Raw genomic sequence first — 18,685 nt, forward strand, 5'->3', positions numbered from 1 at the left:
TATGAAAAAATTTAATGTCACTGTAAATGGCAACACATATGAGGTTTTAGTGGAAGAGGTCAAGTTGGATGCCGGTGAGGAAACTATAACTGTGCCTAAGGTAGATGTTCCTGTAAATCAGCCTAAGGTTGAAGTATCAGCTCCAAAAGCTACTAAAGAAGAGAAACCAGCAGCAGAAACTAAGAAAGCTGTACCTGCAGGCGGTTTTAAGATCAATGCGCCTATGCCAGGTACTATACTGGACGTTCGCGTTAAAGAGGGACAGGCCGTAAAAAGAGGCGATGTGGTGATGATTTTAGAGGCTATGAAGATGGAAAACGAAATAATAGCGCCACAGGATGGTACCGTGGTATCAGTTCAGGTATCTAAAGGTGCATCTGTCAATACGGGTGATGTGCTTTTAGTCCTGAAATAATGCAGGAGAGGTGAATAGTTCTATGTTACAAGCACTTATCGACCTCTGGAATCAGAGCGGTTTTGCTTCGATTTCATGGGGACATATAGTAATGATCTTGGTGTCGCTAATACTTATTTACCTTGCTGTAGCAAAAAAATATGAGCCACTTTTGCTCTTGCCTATATCATTTGGCATGTTATTGGCTAACCTGCCCCTGGCCGGGCTGATGCAGCCTCCTACATATGAGATAGGTAAAGATGGGCTTCCGGTACTTAAAAGCGTAGGCGGGCTACTCTATTACCTTTATCAAGGGGACTTTTTAGGCATATTTCCACCGCTCATATTCCTCGGCGTTGGTGCTATGACGGATTTTGGCCCCCTTATAGCCAATCCGTTAAGTATACTCATGGGTGCAGCAGCCCAGCTAGGTGTATTCATAACATTTAATGTGGCATCAATCTTTCTTGGTTATACCATGAAAGAAGCAGCAGCTATAGGGATTATAGGCGGAGCTGATGGTCCTACAGCCATTTATCTAACTACAAGGTTGGCGCCACATTTGCTGGGACCTATAGCTGTTGCTGCTTATTCCTATATGGCCCTGGTGCCAATTATACAGCCACCCATTATGAGACTCCTTACTACCAAGGAAGAACGGGAAATCGTGATGGAACAGTTAAGGCCTGTATCCAAGACAGAAAAGATCATATTCCCTATTGTCGTGACCATACTGGTTTCTTTGATATTGCCTCCGGCGGCGCCCCTTATAGGTATGCTTATGATGGGCAATCTGTTTAGAGAGTCAGGGGTTGTAGAGAGGCTATCAAAGACCGCTCAAAATGAGCTCAACAATATAATCGTCATATTCTTAGGTACATCAGTAGGAGCTACGGCCAGCGCTGAAAGATTCTTAAATCCAAAGACACTAGGTATCATAGCTCTTGGTCTTGTGGCTTTTGCGGTATCCACCGCAGGCGGTGTTATACTGGGCAAGATAATGAACTGGATATCAGGAGGCAAAATCAATCCGCTTATAGGCTCTGCCGGTGTTTCAGCTGTTCCTATGGCGGCAAGGGTGTCTCAGGTTGAAGCACAAAAGGCAAGACCTGGCAATTTCGTACTGATGCACGCTATGGGTCCAAATGTTGCGGGCGTAATAGGTACAGCTGTAGCAGCAGGTGTGTTTTTGTCGATATTTGGACATTAATGTTGATAAAGTTCTAGTATGGTAATTATTCTTATAAAATGGTTTCAAAGGTCTCATCCTTAAAAGATGAGGCCTTTGAAGTTTTATGGTTTTAAAGAAGTACAAGGAAGTTATAAAAGTGGCTAAAAAGAAGGAAGAATAAAACAAAAGAGAATTGGGAACTTGTACTTGACATAAACTTTCAAATATAGTTGAATAATCTCAGCATTAAATGTATAATATAATTGCCGGCATCGCAATGAGCCGGACAGGACGATGCGTAAATTGAGGATTTATATCAGTTTAGGGTCGTCCGGTATCCTAAAAAGGAACTGGAACGGAGGTGCTATGTATGATTAAAAGTAACGCCAGGTCACAGGTTAAGACCAGGCAACTGACGACGGCGGGTCTGTTGTCAGCATTATCTGTCGTGTTGAGCATGACGCCACTGGGTTATATACCGCTGGGGATAGCGTCTGCTACGACGATGCACATACCTGCTATTATAGGCGCGGTGTTGGAGGGACCGTACGTAGGTGCTGCTATCGGTTTAATTTTTGGACTTACTAGCTTTTTGAGATCAACCACTCCATTATTTGCCGATCCAAGGGTTGCTATTATTCCAAGACTACTGATAGGGATCATTGCATACTTCGTGTACCGGTGGACCAAGAGTACTCCGCTGGCTGCTGTAGCAGGAACCCTCACAAATACCGTAGGTGTCCTGACGACGGCAGTAATGCTGAAGTATTTAACGCCTCAGGTGGCGTGGGGCATTGCTTTGAAAAATGGCATATTTGAGATAATCGTTGCTGTGTTGCTGACGACAGCCATCGTAAAAGCAGTAAATAGAGCTAGAGCGAATGGTTGAAAGAGATTTAAGCAGGCTTTTTAGCCTGCTCTTATAATTTTTATATACGATATATGGGGAAGGCGTATAGATATGGCAGAAGATATTAATTTATTGCTTAAGATGTTAAAAGAGAACAAAGGGAATTATGTCTCAGGGCAGGAGATCTGTGAGATGATGGGAGTATCCAGGACAGCTGTATGGAAGCACGTCAATGTCTTGAGAGAAATGGGTTATGTCATACAATCCTCTACAAAAAGGGGGTATATGCTGGTCAAAGAGCCTGATATACTTACTTATGATGAAGTCGGACCTTACTTGAAAACAAAGTACATAGGCAGGAATTACATATATCGAAAATCGGTGGACTCTACCAATACGATGGCAAAATCCCTTCCCCAAGATACACCTGAAGGCTCATTGGTCATAGCCGAGGAACAGACGGCGGGGAGGGGCAGAACCGGAAAATCGTGGGAGTCGCCGAGGAATAAAGGTATCTGGATGTCCCTTTATTTGAAGCCTGATATATTGCCGCAGGATGCACCACTTATCACCCATGTGGCGGCCCTCGCGGTAGTAAGAGCTATAAAAAGTGTTACTGGAATTACTCCAGGAATTAAGTGGCCCAACGATGTGATAATAGACGGCAAAAAGGTATGTGGAATATTGACGGAGTTAAACGCAGAAATGGATTGTGTAAATTATGTAGTGGTGGGTATAGGAATAAATGTAAATACGGAAAAATTTCCGGATGAATTAAAAGATGTGGCTACATCACTTTTGATAGAATACAGGAAGATTGGAACACATAAAGCAAGAAATGATACCAAGGGTCTTATCGACAGGAAGCATTTATTGGCTGAAGTGCTTAACCATTTTGAGATGCTGTATGAAAAATTTTTAAGTGGAGAGGTTGCCGATATAATAAGAGAATGCAAAAAATTGTCTGTTACTTTAGGCAAATCTGTCAGAATTATAACTAAAGGTGGAGGATTTGATGCCATAGCAGTCGACATCGACGACAGAGGGGCTCTTATTGTGGAGAGAGAAGACGGCAGCAGGCAAGCGGTGATTGCTGGTGAAGTTTCTGTTAGAGGGGTGTTGGGCTATGTATAATGCCATAACCGATGTAAAAGGAATAAAAGTGGGACATGCTTCAGATTACAATGCTATGACGGGGTGCACTGTGGTGTTGTGCGAAAACGGCGCTGTGGGAGGTGTAGACGTGAGGGGATCGGCCCCGGGTACCCGAGAGACAGATCTTTTGCGCCCTACCAACCTGGTACAGCGGGTTCATGCTGTTTTGCTTGCAGGGGGTAGCGCTTTTGGCCTCAATGCTGCAGCGGGTGTCATGAGGTATCTTGAGGAAAGAAACATAGGCTTTGACACAGGTTATGCGAAAGTCCCTATTGTTCCGGCTGCGGTAATATATGATCTTGGCATAGGAGATCCAAAAGTCAGGCCTGATGAAGCTATGGGTTATAGCGCATGCCTTGACGCTGTAGATGGCGTTATAAAGCAGGGTTCTATAGGAGCTGGTACAGGTGCTACTGTGGGCAAAATTCTGGGTATGGAACGCGCCTGTAAAAGCGGCATAGGAACCGCTTCTATATCAGTAGGAGATATAATGGTCGGTGCTCTTGTGGTGGTAAATGCCCTGGGAGATGTGTACGATGGCGAAAGGATAATAGCCGGTGCTAAAGGAGAGGACGGCTTTATAAACACGACAGAATACCTTATAAATAAGGCCGGGTGGATAAATAAAGCTGACTGGCTGGACAGGTCACAAGTCGAAAGCAATACTACCATAGGAGTTGTGGCGGTAGATGGTGCTCTGACAAAGGAGCAGGCCAATAAGCTTGCAGCCATCTCCCACGATGGGCTGGCTCTGGCTATAAGGCCCGTTCATACCATGAATGATGGCGATACCATGTTTGCGCTGTCTACGGGTATAAAGGGTCAGGTATCTGATGCTTTGTTTTTGTCTATATGCTGCGCAGCCGTGGAGGTTGTCAGGCGCGCTGTAATAAATGCTGTAAAGTATGCGTGATTGGCCTTGCTGTACTCAAAAAATATAAAGGAGGGTTTTTATGCTGCTGGCATTTGATATAGGAAATACTAACATCGTATTTGGGGTATACGATGGGAAAAAGTTATTACAGTCGTGGAGGATTTCCACAGATAGGGGAAAGACCTCTGACGAATTTGGTATACTCATAAAAAGTCTTTTTGCCGATAAAGGGCTTTCTGTAAACGACGTGGATGCAGTGATTATATCGTCGGTGGTGCCTCCTATTATGCACACCTTTGAAGCTGCCATCATAAAATACATACACAAGACTCCTATGATCGTGGGCCCAGGTATTAAGACGGGGCTTAACATAAAGTATTACAATCCCAGAGAAGTGGGAGCTGATAGGATTGTAAACGCGGTAGCTGCATATGAACTTTATGGTGGGCCTGTAATCATCGTGGATTTTGGAACGGCTACGACCTTCTGTGCTGTGACAGAGCGGTGTGAGTATCTGGGTGGAGCCATTGCACCGGGTATTTTAATATCAGCTGAAGCTCTTTTCCAGAGAGCTGCCAAGCTTCCGAGGGTAGAGCTGGTAAAGCCTGATCACGTCATTGGGAAGTCCACTGTTGAGGCTATGCAGGCAGGGCTTGTGTACGGGTATGTAGGCCTTGTAGACAGTATTGTTGAAAGAATGAAAAGGGAATTGGATGGTAGCAAAGAACCCTTTGTCGTGGCTACGGGAGGATTGGCCAGGATGGTAGCAGAAGAGTCGAAAACTATCAACGAAGTGAACAGTCTTCTTACGCTGGAAGGGCTCAGGTTGATATATGAGCGCAATACATGATTTGGGCTAAAAACCGGCAAGCTAAATAAGAGGTGAGAATATGTTTAAATTACTAAAAAATGCAGAGGTATATGCGCCAGAGTACCTGGGAAAAAAAGATATCCTCTTATTTGGCGAAAAGATTGCTAAAATAGGCGATAATATAACTATTCCCGAGGGTTTTTTAGAGTGTGAAACCGTGGATTTTATGGGCAAAATATTAGTTCCGGGTTTCATAGATCAGCATGTGCATATAATAGGTGGTGGCGGTGAGGGAGGCTTTAGCACCAGGACGCCTGAAATCCATCCTGGCCATATTGTTACAGCGGGCATTACTACAGTCGTTGGTCTTTTAGGGACAGATGGGACCACAAGGCATATGTCCAGCCTTCTAGCAAAAGCCAGAGCGCTGGAAGAAGAGGGCATAACGGCATATATATACACCGGTTCGTATCAGGTGCCTGCCAGGTCATTGACGGAAAATCCTAGAAATGATATTATCTTAATAGACAAAGTGCTGGGAATAGGAGAGATAGCTGTATCTGATCACCGCTCGGCACAACCTACGGTGGATGATTTATTAAAGCTAGCGTCAGAGGCCAGGGTAGGAGGTCTTTTATCGGGCAAGGCAGGGGTATTACATATGCACATAGGTGATGGCAAGCGAAAATTGAGCCAGCTCTTTGAGATGCTAGAGGTTTCAGAGATACCTATAACCCAGTATGTGCCGACCCATTTAAATAGGAATAAAGCCCTTTTCAGCGATGGTATAAAGTTTGCACTTATGGGTGGCATTGTCGATATAACCGCAAGCATAAATTTAAAAGGAGAAGACAGAGATGCTATAAATCCCAGCGAAGCCATAAGGTTGATGCTGGAGAGCGGTGTAAACATTGATAATATAACCATGAGTTCTGATGGCAATGGAAGTACACCTATGTTTGATGACAGCGGAAAGCTGGTAGGGATTGGGATTGGAAGCCTTAATACGCTGCATAAGGCATTTCAGGATGCAGTGTTGAGGGAGAAGGTGCCTCTAGAGTTAGCTTTGAGGACCATAACGTCAAATGTAGCGAGGGTTTTGAAGCTTAATAATAAAGGGGTTATAAAGGCTGGCTGTGATGCAGACATAGTGGTATTAAATAAAGGAGATCTGGAGATTGATACAGTAATGGCTAGGGGTCAATGGATGATTAAAGAAAGACAGGTTCTAAAAAGTTTTACTTTCACCCACCAGGCGACATGATATGACACGTCTGCTATGCTATAATAGAAGCGGAATAGATTGGGAGAGGAGGCCTGGACTTTCCAGGGTGTGGTATGGAAGATTGGTATGTCATATATACTAAAAGCGGCAATGAGCTCAATGTAAAATATCTACTGGATACTCAATTGGCTGACGAAAATGTTAGGGTGTTGGTACCGAGGAGAAAGCTGGTAGAAAGAAGAAAAGGCCAGAAGGTCGTGACCTTGAAGACAGTTTTTCCCGGATATGTATTTATATATATTGATATGAATGATGTGAATTACTACAGGATAGTAGAGATACCGGGGGTCATCGGTGTCCTGAAGAATGATTACTATCCCGTTCCTGTTCCTGCTGATGAGATGAAAGTCGTCTTATCTCTTACGGAAAAATCAGAAGTGATTGATTATTCTACAGTTGTATATATAGGTGGTTTTGTAAAGGTGATCGATGGCCCGCTTAAAGGCCTTGAAGGGCATATTATTGATATTGACAAGAGAAAACACAGAGCCCGCGTGAGGATAAGTATCATGGGGGAACCCAGGGTCGTACAACTGGGTGTGCAGCAACTGGAAGGGGCTATGGATGATACAGATAAGGGAGTTGAAAGTTTATGAAGGTATTGGTGACAGGTGGAGCGGGTTTTATTGGTTCCAATTTGGTGGACTTGTTGATAGATAAAGGTTGCGATGTAATCGTAGTGGATTCCCTTATAACGGGGAAAAAGGAGAACATCAACAAGGCAGCCCGGTTTTATAAAATAGATATAAGGGATGAGGGAATAAAAGATATCTTTGAAAAGGAAAGACCTGAGTTTGTTATACATCACGCTGCTCAAATCGATGTGCAAAGATCTATAAAAGATCCGGTATATGATGCGTCTGTCAATATTCTTGGAACAGTGAACCTTTTGCAGCAGTGTGTGCATTATGGGGTAAAGAAGATTGTGTACGCCTCATCAGCTGCGGTCTATGGCAATCCTTTATACCTTGGCATAGATGAATCCCATAGGGTGCAGCCATTGTCTTTTTATGGTATAACAAAGCACGCTGTTGAACATTACCTGTATGTCTACCGCGAGCTGTATGGTTTGAATTATACCGTGCTGAGATATGCCAATGTCTATGGGCCAAGGCAGGATTATACGGGCGAAGGCGGAGTTGTAGCTATTTTTATAGACAGGCTTTTACACGGCAAAAGACCTGTTATATATGGCGATGGTGAACAAACCAGAGATTTTATATACGTAAAAGATGTGGCTGAAGCCAATTATAAGGCTTTAAATGCGGGAGATGGTGAAATATTAAATATAAGTACGAACAGGTGTGTGACGATCAACTATCTCTTTAATATTTTAAAAGAGATAATCATGTCAGATCAAAATCCCGAGTATCAACCCCCTCGACAAGGTGATATAAGAAATAGTTACCTTGATAATAAAAAGGCAAAAGAACTATTGAACTGGCAGCCAAAATACCGCCTTGAGCAAGGCTTAAAAGAGACCGTAGAATATTATCATAATATATTTACAGTTCGTTAATAGTTTTGTCAAAAATATCTCTTATAATTATAACTGGAATCAAAAAGAAAAGGAGGTATTTTGGATGTTCAATGGTTTTAATGATGAAAATTATACGGACATGATGGCCGAGATAAGGCCTGTTAGAAAGAGAAAGGGCTTTAGAGGATTTATAAAGAACCTGTTTAGCAAGTACCTCGTAACGACATTAATAGGTGCAATTATAGGGGGATTAATAGTAACATATGCTGCGCCTTATCTTACACCTGACCAGCCTACGAAGACAGCCATATTGCAGCCTAATTTCAAGCCAGTGACATTAAACCTTAATGGTGGTACTAATCCGTGGGACCTGGTAGTTCAGATAGCAAAACAGGTATCCCCTTCTGTCGTAGGCATTACCAATAACGTATATGTTTCTAATGGCTTCCAGAACAAACTGGTAGAGCAGGGCAGCGGATCGGGTATAATAATAAGTCCTGACGGATATATCGTCACCAATAATCACGTCATTGACGGTGCTACTGTCGTTATGGTAAAGACCACTCAGGGAAAACAGTACAGGGCACAGGTGATAGGAGCGGATGCCAGGACGGATCTGGCGGTTTTAAAGATAAATGCTACAGGGTTGCCTGCAGCAAAGCTGGGCAATTCTTCGGAGTTACAGGTAGGAGAATTGGCAGTAGCTATTGGTAATCCATTGGGAGATGCTTTTGCGGATACCGTTACGGTAGGTGTAATATCGGGATTAAACCGCAAATTGGATACTGATGCTGAGAGTTTACCCCTTATACAGACAGATGCAGCCATAAATCCGGGAAACAGCGGCGGTCCACTGGTGAACTATAAGGGTGAAGTTATAGGTATAAACAGCATTAAGCTTACAAGTACAGGTTCACAATCGGATCCTTTTGGCATATTTGGCAATCAGGGCACAAATGTAGAAGGCATGGGGTTTGCTATATCTATTGACGCTGCGAAGCCGATTATAGAGAACCTCATTAAATATGGCAAAATACAAAGGCCTATGATTGGTATAATGGGAGCTACTGTAACTCCTGAGCTTTCCAAGGCCTATAATATGCCTGTAGGTATATATGTACAGCAGGTACAGCCAGGGTCTCCGGCAGAGATGGTGGGTCTAAGGCCTGGCGATGTGATAACAGCTGTGGATGGCAATGTAACTAAAACAATACAGCAACTCCAGAGCATAATAGAAAAACATAAAGTAGGAGATGTAGTAACTGTGACGGTTTGGAGGGGAGGCAAGAGTTTGAATCTCAGGATCAAATTGATCCAGGCGCAGTAAGATTCCAGTATGATAATTTGCATTATTTCACACAACACTATATAATATAATTGCTTGATTGACATAAACTATTTGATTGACGGAGGACTTTGAATGTATTTGATCGTTGGCTTAGGCAATCCGGGTTCTCAATACCAGGGAACCCGGCATAATGTTGGTTTTGATGTAGTAGATAGATTGTCCGAAAGATGGTCTATACCTGTAAAGGATATAAAGTATAAAGGGCTTACAGGCAAAGGTAGTTATAAAGGCGAAGACGTTATACTCCTCAAACCGTCCACTTATATGAATGAAAGCGGAAGGTCTGTTATTGATGCGGTAAGAGATTTGGCTTTGCCATTATCAAGGGTAATTATAGTCTATGACGATGTGGATCTGGATATAGGGAGGATCAGGGTGAGGCGAAAAGGCAGCGCTGGAGGCCATAACGGCATGAAGTCCATCATATATCACCTTGAAAGCGAAGAGTTTCCAAGGGTGAGGGTGGGAATAGGAACGCCTGCGGATGGATGTGATATGATTGCCCATGTATTGGGTCATTTCTCCAGCGATGAGCGCAGAAAGGTAGATTGTGCCATTGATCTCGCCTGTGATGCCATTGAAACCATCATAAAAGATTCTGTTTATGAAGCTATGAATAGGTTTAATGGGTTGCAGATATGTGGGTGATAGCGGGTACTATGGCTGCAGGGGCAGCGTATGTCATCAACATTGTTATATCCAGGTTCACACCCAGGTATTCGGTTACGTTGGCTGCGCCCTTTATAGAAGAATTTTTGAAGACATATATTGCCATATCCATAGGCACTGATGTTGTTTTGAGCCACACTGTATTTGGTGTGGCTGAAGGCATTTATGATTATTTTAATGCCGGGAAAAAGGTCAATGCCAGATCTGCAGCCCTGAGCGTTGTAACCCATGGCATTTTTGGTTATATTACATTAAAGCTCAGCACATCTGCAGGGATAATATATGCGGTAATCATGGTTGCATTTATTCATTCCCTTTGGAACATTATTATGATGGGAGGTAAAAATATTGCTGATTGAACCACTTAAAGAATTAAAGGAATTTAATGCACTTCTAAATGACCTGACCAGCGGCAATACCCCTGTGCTTGCTACCGGGCTTACGGATACTCAGAGGGTGCACGTGGCTTATGCCATAAGCCGCATTACGGGCAAAAGGATATTGTATATTGCACAGGATGAATTACACGCCAGAAAGATTGCAGGGGATTTTGCGTTTTTTACGGATAATGTAGGATACTTCCCATCAAAAGAGATCATGTTCTATAAGACTGATGCGAAGAGCAATGAGTTAACGGAGAAAAGGTTATCAGTTATTGAGAAACTGTTGTACGGCGACGATATGATAATTGTGGCTTCTATAAAGTCATTGCTTAACAGGCTTACACCACCGGATAGATTTAAACAAGCGCTTAAAACCTTAAAAATAGGGGATACCTTAGACCTGAGCAAATTTGCGGCTGATCTTGTGTCTATGGGGTATGAAAGAGTGGATATGATCGAAGGTAAAGGGCAGTTTAGCATTAGAGGTGGAATTGTGGATTTCTTCCCGATAACAGAGGAGAAACCTTACCGGGTGGAGCTGTTTGATGATGAAATCGACTCTATAAGGATCTTTGATGTTGTATCACAGCGCACGGAAGATGTAGTGGATAGCGTCAGGCTTTTCCCCTCCAGAGAGTTGATGGTAACACAGGACGATATAAAAAGGGCCACAGATGTCATATCAAAAGAGTTGAGCAAGCAGGTAGAAAAACTCAAAGTACATGTACCTGATGCGGCCCAAAGGTTGTCGGATAAAATCAGCGAGTATATAGAGCGATTGGAAAATGGAGCTGATTTTGCTGATATAGATCTTTTTATAAATTATTTCTTTGCTGATACTGCTACGCTGCTGGACTATATAGGGGATGCCATTATATTTGTAGACGAGCCTGACAAGATAAAACAGACAGCAGAAGCTCATATGTTTGAGTTCCAGGAAGATTTTAAAACATTTCTCCAAAAAGGTGAGGTGCTTCCTGGACAGGCATCTCTTATGGCTCCATATGATGAGGTGGCTTCGAGGATACAATCCGGCCCCGTAGTGATTTATAATCCATTTATGAGGTCTTTAAGCGGCTTTTCACCTAAGAGCTTTGTGAGTTTTACTGCCAGAAGTATGCATCCGTTTCATTATAAAATGGATATGCTGGTGGATGAATTAAATGTATGGCAGAATATGAATTACAGAGTAGTTTTACTGTCAGGAGACCAGAACAGAGGAGTATCTCTCTGCGATAACCTTATACGTGAAGGCATAAGGTGCCAGTACAGAGAAAAGGCAGAGGGGAATATTCAAAAGGGCCAAGTGATAGTGGTGCCCGGGACTCTCAGCAATGGTTTCGAGTACCCCGATATTCGATTTGTGGTAGTAAGCGATGAAGAGATTTTCGGGACAGCGAGAAAAAAGAGAAGCTTTATTGTAAAGAAAGAGGGACGTATAAAAAGCTTTGCTGAATTAAAACCTGGTGATTATGTGGTTCACGTAAATCATGGTATCGGAAGATATGTTGGAATAAATAAAATTCAGGTCGATGGTGTCACAAGGGATTACCTTTATATACAGTACGCTGGCGCTGACAAGCTATATGTGCCAGTAGATCAGCTGGACATGATACAGAAATACATCGGCTCAGAAGATGCACCGCCTAAGCTCAGCAAGCTGGGCGGAAGCGAATGGGCCAGGACCAAGAGTAAGGTCAAACAGTCTATAAAAAATATAGCCTCAGAATTGATAAAGCTCTATGCAGAAAGAAGTGCTATGAAAGGGTACGCCTATCCTCAGGATACGCCCTGGCAGAGACAATTTGAAGATCAATTTCCGTACGAGGAGACACCTGATCAGCTCAGGGCCATAGAAGAAGTCAAAGCTGACATGGAATCTGACAAGGTGATGGACAGGCTTTTGTGTGGCGATGTTGGGTATGGTAAAACCGAAGTGGCCATTAGAGCTGCGTTTAAGGCGGCAATCAGTGGCAAACAGGTTGCGGTTTTATGTCCTACAACTATACTGGCTGAGCAGCATTACAATACATTTTCAAATAGGTTTAAGGATTTCCCCATAAAGGTAGATATGCTAAGCCGTTTTCGCTCTAAAGAGCGTCAGAAGGAAACGATAAAAGGCATAAAAGACGGTACCGTAGATGTGGTCATAGGTACTCACAGGCTGCTGCAGAAAGACGTTGTATTTCACGATCTGGGTCTTCTCATAATAGATGAAGAACAAAGGTTCGGAGTGAGGCATAAAGAGCGCATAAAGCAGTTGAAAAAGAATGTAGATGTTCTGACATTGACGGCAACACCCATACCTAGAACGCTGTATATGTCATTGCTAAATATAAGAGATATGAGCGTGCTGGAAAATCCTCCTGGAGAGAGATTCCCTGTTCAGACCTATGTGGTAGAATACAATGATGCGCTCATTCGAGACGCCATATTAAAGGAATTGAACAGGGGTGGACAGGTGTATTTTGTCTACAATAGAGTTGCAAGCATAAATAACATGGCAACCTATCTGGCACAGCTGGTACCAGAAGCCAGCATAGCTGTTGCCCATGGCCAGATGAGCGAGAAACAGCTGGAAAATGTCATGATGCAATTCTACGAAGGCAAGTACGACATTCTCCTGTGTACCACGATTATAGAAACAGGGCTGGATATTCCTAATGTAAACACCATAATCGTATATGATGCTGATAATTTCGGCCTTTCTCAGCTATATCAGTTAAGAGGTCGCGTGGGCAGATCCAACAGGCTAGCGTATGCTTATTTTACGTATAGAAAGGACAAGGTTCTATCTCAGGAAGCGGAAAAGAGGCTTGAAGCCATAAAGGAATTTACTGAGTTTGGGTCGGGATTTAAACTGGCACTCAGGGATCTGGAGATACGCGGAGCGGGGAATATACTGGGGGCTGAACAGCATGGGCATATGATGTCTGTGGGGTATGATATGTATATGCGGCTGATGGAGGAGGCCATAAAAGAACTCAAGGGCGAACCTGTGGAGAAAGATGTGGAGGTAAGTGTAGACTTGAGCGTAAACGCATATATCGACGAAAATTATATCCCTGGTGAAGAGCAGAGGCTGGAGATGTATAAAAAGATAGCGGCTATAAGCAGTAAAGATGATGTCATGGATGTAGAGGATGAGCTATTGGATAGGTTTGGCGATGTTCCGCAGGTTACCAGAAACCTTATAACTATTGCGTATATAAAGTGCCTTGCCAGGAGTACCGGTATCGTATCTATTACCCAGAGAGGGGATATGGTCGTATTGTATTTAAAAGATCCTATATATCTACCTGATTATATTTTAAAAGAATATAAGAGCAGGCTTTATTATAATGCAGAAGAAAAACCCTATATTTCGCTGAAGGTATCGCAAAAGCCCTCTATGATGTTAAAGGAATTACAGGATTTTTTAGTAAAGCTAAAACAACTACAGGATCAGCCTGTGGCGGTGGCTCAATAATTTGTAACAAATATGAAATTGTATTTACACCTATAGTGATATATAATTAATTATGTTTATTGCACGATAATAAATAGTTAGAAGGAGTGGGTTTGTTTGATAAAAAAAGCAGCTTTTATCCTTGCTACGGCTGCTATTATCTTGTCGCTATTGACTGGATGTGGTTCTAATAACGTCGTAGCCACAGTAAATGGGGAGCCGATTACAAAATCAGAGTTTCAGAAGGAGCTGAATGCTCAGATTTCCAGCATTGAGAGTAGCCAGGGCAAACAGGACTGGAGCGCCCAATATCAGGGTCAGAAGCTGGGGGATTCCTTAAAGACCGTGGTCTTGGAGTCTTTAATACTTCAAAAGTTGCAATTACAGCAAGCTAAAAAAGAAGGGATAACGGTTACAAATCAAGAGGTCAACGAAAAGGTTGATGAACAGATAGCTTTGTATGAGACATATGCTGGGGGAAAAGATACTTTTGATAAGATGCTTAAAGACCAGAAAATGAGCAGAAATAAACTGGCTGCGCAGCTCAGAGATACCTATAAAAAATTGTTATTGATCCAAAAGCTTCAGCAGAAGCTCACAGCAAATGTCACGGTTACAGAAGCCGAAGAAAAAAATTATTATGATACTCACAAGCTGGAGTTTAAACCTGACACAGTAACTGCAAGCCACATACTGGTCAATGATGAGAAGACCGCTGAAGAGGTAGAGCAGAAGTTGAAAAAAGGAGCAGATTTTGCACAGCTGGCAAAGGAATATTCTATTGACACTGCCACCAAGGACAATGGAGGGGATCTTGGTACATTTACTTACGGGCAGATGGACCCGGATTTTGAAAAGGCTGCATTTGCACTAAAACCTGGGGAGATAAGTCAGCCTGTAAAGACGAAGTTTGGATACCATATAATAAAGGTTACAGATAAAAAGATTATGCCCCAGCAATCTTTTAACCAGGTAAAAGAGGAAATAAGAAATAAGCTTTTAACTCAAAAGAAACAAAGCGAATATCAAAAGATACTGAATCAATGGAGGAAAAATGCCAAGATAGTGAAAAATCAAAGCGTGATTGACAGTGTAAAAGTCGAAAGCAAGTGATACGCCTTATTACGTTTTCTTTTGGAATAAATTTTAGTAAAAGATAAATACTAATGGTAAATTGAATAATTATTAACTCAAAGGAGGTTGCAGTTTTGAAAGCAACAGGTATAGTAAGGCGCATAGATGACCTCGGTAGAGTAGTTATTCCAAAAGAAATAAGGCGTACACTTAGAATACGAGAGGGTGATCCGTTAGAAATATTTACAGATAGGGAAGGCGAAATTATACTCAAGAAGTATTCGCCGATTGGAGAGTTAAGTGATTTTGCCCAGCAATATGCAGAGTCATTGTATCAGTCTACAAAACACCCTGTGTATATTGCTGATAATGATTCCATCATAGCTGTTGCTGGGGCGCCAAAGAAGGAGTATATGGATAAGTCCATAAGCCCTGAGCTGGAAAAGCTTATGATGGTTAAAAAAGGTGTGATACTGGGTAATGGAGGAGAGGGCGACGCTATTAAAATATGCGATGAGGAGACGGAGCCTTTTTCTCAGGTGATCGTTCCGATCATGTCAAGAGGTGAGTGCATAGGAGCGGTTATCATTGAATCCAGGGAGGCCGGAGAACCTCTGGGGGAAGTGGAGATGAAATTAGCAGAAACAGCGGCATCTTTTCTTGGTAAACAGATGGAAGACTAAAAAGAAGCAGCAAACTGCTTCTTTTTTTTATATCAAAGCGCAGCTGAAAACATATACTGTTATTAAGAAGGTACAATTTAAAAGCGGTGATAAGGGGGATGGCCTGGATGAAGGAATTTCATATCGGTGATCTGGTTACAAGAAAATCCTATAATGGCGATATATTGTTCAGGATATGCGATATTTTAAACGTAAGCGGATTAAAAAATTATATATTGCGAGGTGTCAATGTAAGGATAATGGCAGATGCCCCGGGAGACGACCTGGAACCGCAGCCCATGACGAGAATGGGCGAACTCGACGAGGAACTTTCGAGACAGGCCGAAGAGATGATAAACAAGATATTAAGAGAGCGGGAATCACAGCAAAGTGCTCGCAGGCGAAGAAGAAGTCGAAAAAAAAAATGCAGTGATGAATTTAGAGGGGAAGAGATATTTTCAAAACCGGGCAAAGTATTACACATAGATGGTGACAGGGAGTATCTGAATATATGCCTTGACACTTATAGGCAGCTCAATGTAAATGTTGCAGGAGTTAATGTGGAAGAAAAAGAGCAGCCAGTTGTAGTATTTGATTTGCTCAAGACCTATACACCGGATATTTTGGTTTTGACAGGCCATGATGGTATCATAAAGCACAGGAATGATTATAATGATTTAAACAGCTACCGCAATTCCAGGTACTTTGTAGAGGCTGTAAAAAAGGCCAGAGAATTTGAACCATCGCTGGATGATCTGGTTATATTTGCAGGAGCATGTCAATCCCATTACGAGGCTTTGATACAGGCAGGTGCCAATTATGCCAGTTCACCAAAAAGGGTTTTAATACACGCCCTTGATCCTGTTTTTATATGTGAGAAGATTGCTTATACCAGCATAAATGATGTAGTATCGCCGAAAGATATTATTTCCAATACAATAACAGGGATAAGCGGGATTGGCGGTTTGCAGACAAGGGGAAAGTACAGGAATGGGATCCCTAATGTAAATTACAAATTGAAGAGTTAATTTAAAAAAGTTTGACTTTTTAAAAAATGTGTGCTAAAATATAAAGAGTTAAAAGAGAGAGGTGATGTTAGTGGCGGATAAAAGTGCTCTCATCGCCATAAAAAAAGACATAGACAGCCATATTGGCGAAAGGGTTAAGCTGAAGACCAATGGCGGTCGGAAAAAAACAGTGATAAGAGAAGGAATTTTAGAGAAGACATACCCTTGTATTTTTGTTATCAAGCTGGATTCTCCAGGTCTGACCAGAAGAGTTACTTTTAGCTATTCAGATATATTGACAGAGACGATTGAGATTACATTGATAAATGATAATAAAAAAATAGCCTGTGTATAAAAAGACCATTTAAGTGGTCTTTAATTTTTGTCATATTTTCTATCCCTGAACCATACTATATAACAGTATACATGGGGAGGGGAATGGAATGGGATTAGAGCTGATAAAAGAAAATGTAGTAGTAGAACAGGTCGTTGGTGAGAATAGATTTCAAGCGCTGATTTCCCACGACATAGTTGTAGGGGATTTAAAACTGGATGTGGAGAAGATACTGTCGGTTTCAGCTTATAACAATATAATAAGGCACGAGATAATACAGGGTAAAGCTGTTATTGAAGGGATGTTAAATTGCAGTGTATTGTACACAGGCGATACAGACAAGCTAATTGAACGCATAGATGCTCAGATACCTTATACCCAGTATGTGGATATCAAAGGGGCTGAAGCCAGGATGACATGTGAGGTGTCAGATTATATTGAGAGCGCAGATGCCAGTATATCAAACAGCCGTAAGATTTCACTAAACGTATTGGTGGATCTAAATATCAAGGTGATAGAAAGGAAAAGTATCGATTTGATAGCTGATATATCCGGATTGCCTGATATACAGGTCTTGAGAAAAGACATAAAGATTAATAACACAGTAGGTCAAGGAGTATCTCAGGAAATAGTCCGGGAAGAGCTGGAACTTCCTCAAAACAAATTGGACATAGACGAAATCCTTAAGGCAGATGTAAATGTGGCTGTAGAAAATGTGGCGGTGACATCAGGCAGAGTCACAGCGGAAGGATATGTTTCATTAAATGTGATGTATTATACCGGCGAATCTGTTCATCCACTGGAAAAAGTTGCGTACGAATTGCCCTTTGTTCAAGTGACAGAAATACAGGGTGCAGATGAAGGGATGCTTGCCGATGTTAAGTTTTACATTGATGATACCAGCTTTAAAGTTACCCAGGATGCAGATGGTAAGAACAGGATAATAAGTGCCGAGGTACTTTTAAAATGCGTGGCTAAAGCTCGCATGGAAGACATAAGGGATGTTATAGCAGATGCATACAGTATGATGAGAGCCACCCAGCTATCTAAAAGCACTTACAGGTATAGAGAGCTTATAGCTAAAGAAGAGTCACAGGTGGAGATAAGAGAGGTTATAAATCTGTCAGAGCCTGCTACTAACATATACGATGTCAATACAAGGCCTGTTATAATTGATTATACCGTGTCAGACGGCAAGGTGATCTCTAATGGTGTTTTGCAAGTTTCTGCAATATACATGACGTCAGGAGGAGATACGGTGGTAACGGGTGACATGCAAGAGATTCCGTTTAATATGGCTGTAGAAGCTCCTGACGCCACATCAGATATGTTTGCGGACATTGAGATATTGGGGAATAAATTTACTTACGAGCTTAAGACCTCAAGGCAATTGGAATTGAAATCCGTGGTGAATGTAAGTGTGGCGGTTTTTGCCGATAGGGATATAGAGCTGGTTACGTCAATTGAAGAACTGGATGTCCCACAACCCGAAAGAGCCAGTATAACGGTCTATATGGTGCAGAAAGGCGATGACCTGTGGGGTATAGCCAAGAGATATCGGACTTCAAGGGAAGATATTTTGAATGCCAACGGTATACAGGAAGAGGATGTAAAGCCAGGGTTAAAATTGTTAATACCAAAAAAATTCGTCCAATAACGTAAAGTTAAAAAGTATTCCCTCAGGGGATACTTTTTTATATACACTTTTTCAAAAATGTGTTGTATAATATATACAAGAAA

General features: G+C 42.1%; 18 protein-coding genes. All 18 read left to right on the plus strand.

Going from position 1 to position 18,685, the window contains the following annotated elements; genetic code table 11:
- Position 1: 1 nt before the first annotated feature.
- The gene (locus BUB87_RS06600; RefSeq protein WP_073343102.1) at positions 2-415 is read left to right on the plus strand and encodes a biotin/lipoyl-containing protein; all 414 of its coding nucleotides are present in this window, start codon (positions 2-4) and stop codon (positions 413-415) included.
- Between the two features lie 22 nt (positions 416-437).
- The gene (locus BUB87_RS06605; protein WP_073343105.1) at positions 438-1,604 is read left to right on the plus strand and encodes a sodium ion-translocating decarboxylase subunit beta; all 1,167 of its coding nucleotides are present in this window, start codon (positions 438-440) and stop codon (positions 1,602-1,604) included.
- A gap of 331 nt (positions 1,605-1,935) precedes the next feature.
- Positions 1,936-2,454 (plus strand): ECF transporter S component, encoded by a 519-nt coding sequence (locus tag BUB87_RS06610; protein ID WP_073343108.1) that lies wholly within the window; start codon positions 1,936-1,938, stop codon positions 2,452-2,454.
- Between the two features lie 72 nt (positions 2,455-2,526).
- Positions 2,527-3,549: a biotin--[acetyl-CoA-carboxylase] ligase gene (locus tag BUB87_RS06615; RefSeq protein WP_073343111.1), complete on the plus strand. Its 1,023-nt coding sequence runs from the start codon at positions 2,527-2,529 to the stop codon at positions 3,547-3,549.
- Positions 3,542-4,483, plus strand: a complete 942-nt coding sequence (locus tag BUB87_RS06620; protein ID WP_073343115.1) for a P1 family peptidase — start codon at positions 3,542-3,544, stop codon at positions 4,481-4,483. The genes BUB87_RS06615 and BUB87_RS06620 overlap by 8 nt, the downstream gene beginning before the upstream one ends.
- 40 nt (positions 4,484-4,523) lie before the next feature.
- Entirely contained in the window at positions 4,524-5,294 is a 771-nt protein-coding gene (locus tag BUB87_RS06625) for a type III pantothenate kinase (RefSeq protein WP_073343118.1), read from the plus strand.
- 40 nt (positions 5,295-5,334) lie between these two features.
- Entirely contained in the window at positions 5,335-6,519 is a 1,185-nt protein-coding gene (iadA, locus tag BUB87_RS06630) for a beta-aspartyl-peptidase (protein WP_073343121.1), read from the plus strand.
- Between the two features lie 74 nt (positions 6,520-6,593).
- The gene (gene loaP / locus BUB87_RS06635) at positions 6,594-7,136 is read left to right on the plus strand and encodes an antiterminator LoaP (protein WP_073343124.1); all 543 of its coding nucleotides are present in this window, start codon (positions 6,594-6,596) and stop codon (positions 7,134-7,136) included.
- Positions 7,133-8,059, plus strand: a complete 927-nt coding sequence (locus BUB87_RS06640) for an SDR family oxidoreductase (RefSeq protein WP_073343127.1) — start codon at positions 7,133-7,135, stop codon at positions 8,057-8,059. The genes loaP and BUB87_RS06640 overlap by 4 nt, the downstream gene beginning before the upstream one ends.
- Positions 8,060-8,123: 64 nt before the next feature.
- Entirely contained in the window at positions 8,124-9,347 is a 1,224-nt protein-coding gene (locus BUB87_RS06645; protein ID WP_073343129.1) for a S1C family serine protease, read from the plus strand.
- Between the two features lie 93 nt (positions 9,348-9,440).
- The gene (gene pth / locus BUB87_RS06650; RefSeq protein ID WP_073343132.1) at positions 9,441-10,016 is read left to right on the plus strand and encodes an aminoacyl-tRNA hydrolase; all 576 of its coding nucleotides are present in this window, start codon (positions 9,441-9,443) and stop codon (positions 10,014-10,016) included.
- The gene (locus BUB87_RS06655; protein WP_073343135.1) at positions 10,007-10,396 is read left to right on the plus strand and encodes a hypothetical protein; all 390 of its coding nucleotides are present in this window, start codon (positions 10,007-10,009) and stop codon (positions 10,394-10,396) included. Before pth ends, BUB87_RS06655 begins: the two co-directional genes overlap by 10 nt.
- Positions 10,386-13,889 (plus strand): transcription-repair coupling factor, encoded by a 3,504-nt coding sequence (gene mfd / locus BUB87_RS06660; protein ID WP_073343138.1) that lies wholly within the window; start codon positions 10,386-10,388, stop codon positions 13,887-13,889. The genes BUB87_RS06655 and mfd overlap by 11 nt, the downstream gene beginning before the upstream one ends.
- A gap of 96 nt (positions 13,890-13,985) precedes the next feature.
- The gene (locus tag BUB87_RS06665) at positions 13,986-14,981 is read left to right on the plus strand and encodes a peptidylprolyl isomerase (RefSeq protein WP_073343141.1); all 996 of its coding nucleotides are present in this window, start codon (positions 13,986-13,988) and stop codon (positions 14,979-14,981) included.
- Positions 14,982-15,076: 95 nt separating this feature from the next.
- Positions 15,077-15,625 carry a stage V sporulation protein T gene (gene spoVT / locus BUB87_RS06670; protein WP_073343145.1) on the plus strand — a complete coding sequence of 183 codons (549 nt, stop codon included), beginning with the start codon at positions 15,077-15,079 and terminating at the stop codon, positions 15,623-15,625.
- Positions 15,626-15,732: 107 nt separating this feature from the next.
- On the plus strand, positions 15,733-16,632 hold the full coding sequence (gene yabG, locus BUB87_RS06675; RefSeq protein WP_073343147.1) for a sporulation peptidase YabG: 900 nt from the start codon (positions 15,733-15,735) through the stop codon (positions 16,630-16,632).
- A 64-nt stretch (positions 16,633-16,696) separates the two neighbouring features.
- Positions 16,697-16,966: a Veg family protein gene (locus BUB87_RS06680; RefSeq protein ID WP_073343149.1), complete on the plus strand. Its 270-nt coding sequence runs from the start codon at positions 16,697-16,699 to the stop codon at positions 16,964-16,966.
- A gap of 88 nt (positions 16,967-17,054) precedes the next feature.
- Positions 17,055-18,602 carry a DUF3794 and LysM peptidoglycan-binding domain-containing protein gene (locus tag BUB87_RS06685; protein WP_073343152.1) on the plus strand — a complete coding sequence of 516 codons (1,548 nt, stop codon included), beginning with the start codon at positions 17,055-17,057 and terminating at the stop codon, positions 18,600-18,602.
- Positions 18,603-18,685 lie beyond the last annotated feature (83 nt).

The sequence above is a fragment of the Caldanaerobius fijiensis DSM 17918 genome, assembly GCF_900129075.1.
Classification (GTDB): domain Bacteria; phylum Bacillota; class Thermoanaerobacteria; order Thermoanaerobacterales; family Caldanaerobiaceae; genus Caldanaerobius; species Caldanaerobius fijiensis.

What these genes read in the sequence shown, in the direction of transcription:
- BUB87_RS06600 (WP_073343102.1), top strand. Translation starts at nt 2, where the DNA reads ATGAAAAAATTTAATGTCACTGTAAATGGCAACACATATGAGGTTTTA.
- BUB87_RS06605 (WP_073343105.1), top strand. Translation starts at nt 438, where the DNA reads ATGTTACAAGCACTTATCGACCTCTGGAATCAGAGCGGTTTTGCTTCG.
- BUB87_RS06610 (WP_073343108.1), top strand. Translation starts at nt 1,936, where the DNA reads ATGATTAAAAGTAACGCCAGGTCACAGGTTAAGACCAGGCAACTGACG.
- BUB87_RS06615 (WP_073343111.1), top strand. Translation starts at nt 2,527, where the DNA reads ATGGCAGAAGATATTAATTTATTGCTTAAGATGTTAAAAGAGAACAAA.
- BUB87_RS06620 (WP_073343115.1), top strand. Translation starts at nt 3,542, where the DNA reads ATGTATAATGCCATAACCGATGTAAAAGGAATAAAAGTGGGACATGCT.
- BUB87_RS06625 (WP_073343118.1), top strand. Translation starts at nt 4,524, where the DNA reads ATGCTGCTGGCATTTGATATAGGAAATACTAACATCGTATTTGGGGTA.
- iadA (WP_073343121.1), top strand. Translation starts at nt 5,335, where the DNA reads ATGTTTAAATTACTAAAAAATGCAGAGGTATATGCGCCAGAGTACCTG.
- loaP (WP_073343124.1), top strand. Translation starts at nt 6,594, where the DNA reads ATGGAAGATTGGTATGTCATATATACTAAAAGCGGCAATGAGCTCAAT.
- BUB87_RS06640 (WP_073343127.1), top strand. Translation starts at nt 7,133, where the DNA reads ATGAAGGTATTGGTGACAGGTGGAGCGGGTTTTATTGGTTCCAATTTG.
- BUB87_RS06645 (WP_073343129.1), top strand. Translation starts at nt 8,124, where the DNA reads ATGTTCAATGGTTTTAATGATGAAAATTATACGGACATGATGGCCGAG.
- pth (WP_073343132.1), top strand. Translation starts at nt 9,441, where the DNA reads ATGTATTTGATCGTTGGCTTAGGCAATCCGGGTTCTCAATACCAGGGA.
- BUB87_RS06655 (WP_073343135.1), top strand. Translation starts at nt 10,007, where the DNA reads ATGTGGGTGATAGCGGGTACTATGGCTGCAGGGGCAGCGTATGTCATC.
- yabG (WP_073343147.1), top strand. Translation starts at nt 15,733, where the DNA reads ATGAAGGAATTTCATATCGGTGATCTGGTTACAAGAAAATCCTATAAT.
- BUB87_RS06680 (WP_073343149.1), top strand. Translation starts at nt 16,697, where the DNA reads ATGTTAGTGGCGGATAAAAGTGCTCTCATCGCCATAAAAAAAGACATA.
- BUB87_RS06685 (WP_073343152.1), top strand. Translation starts at nt 17,055, where the DNA reads ATGGGATTAGAGCTGATAAAAGAAAATGTAGTAGTAGAACAGGTCGTT.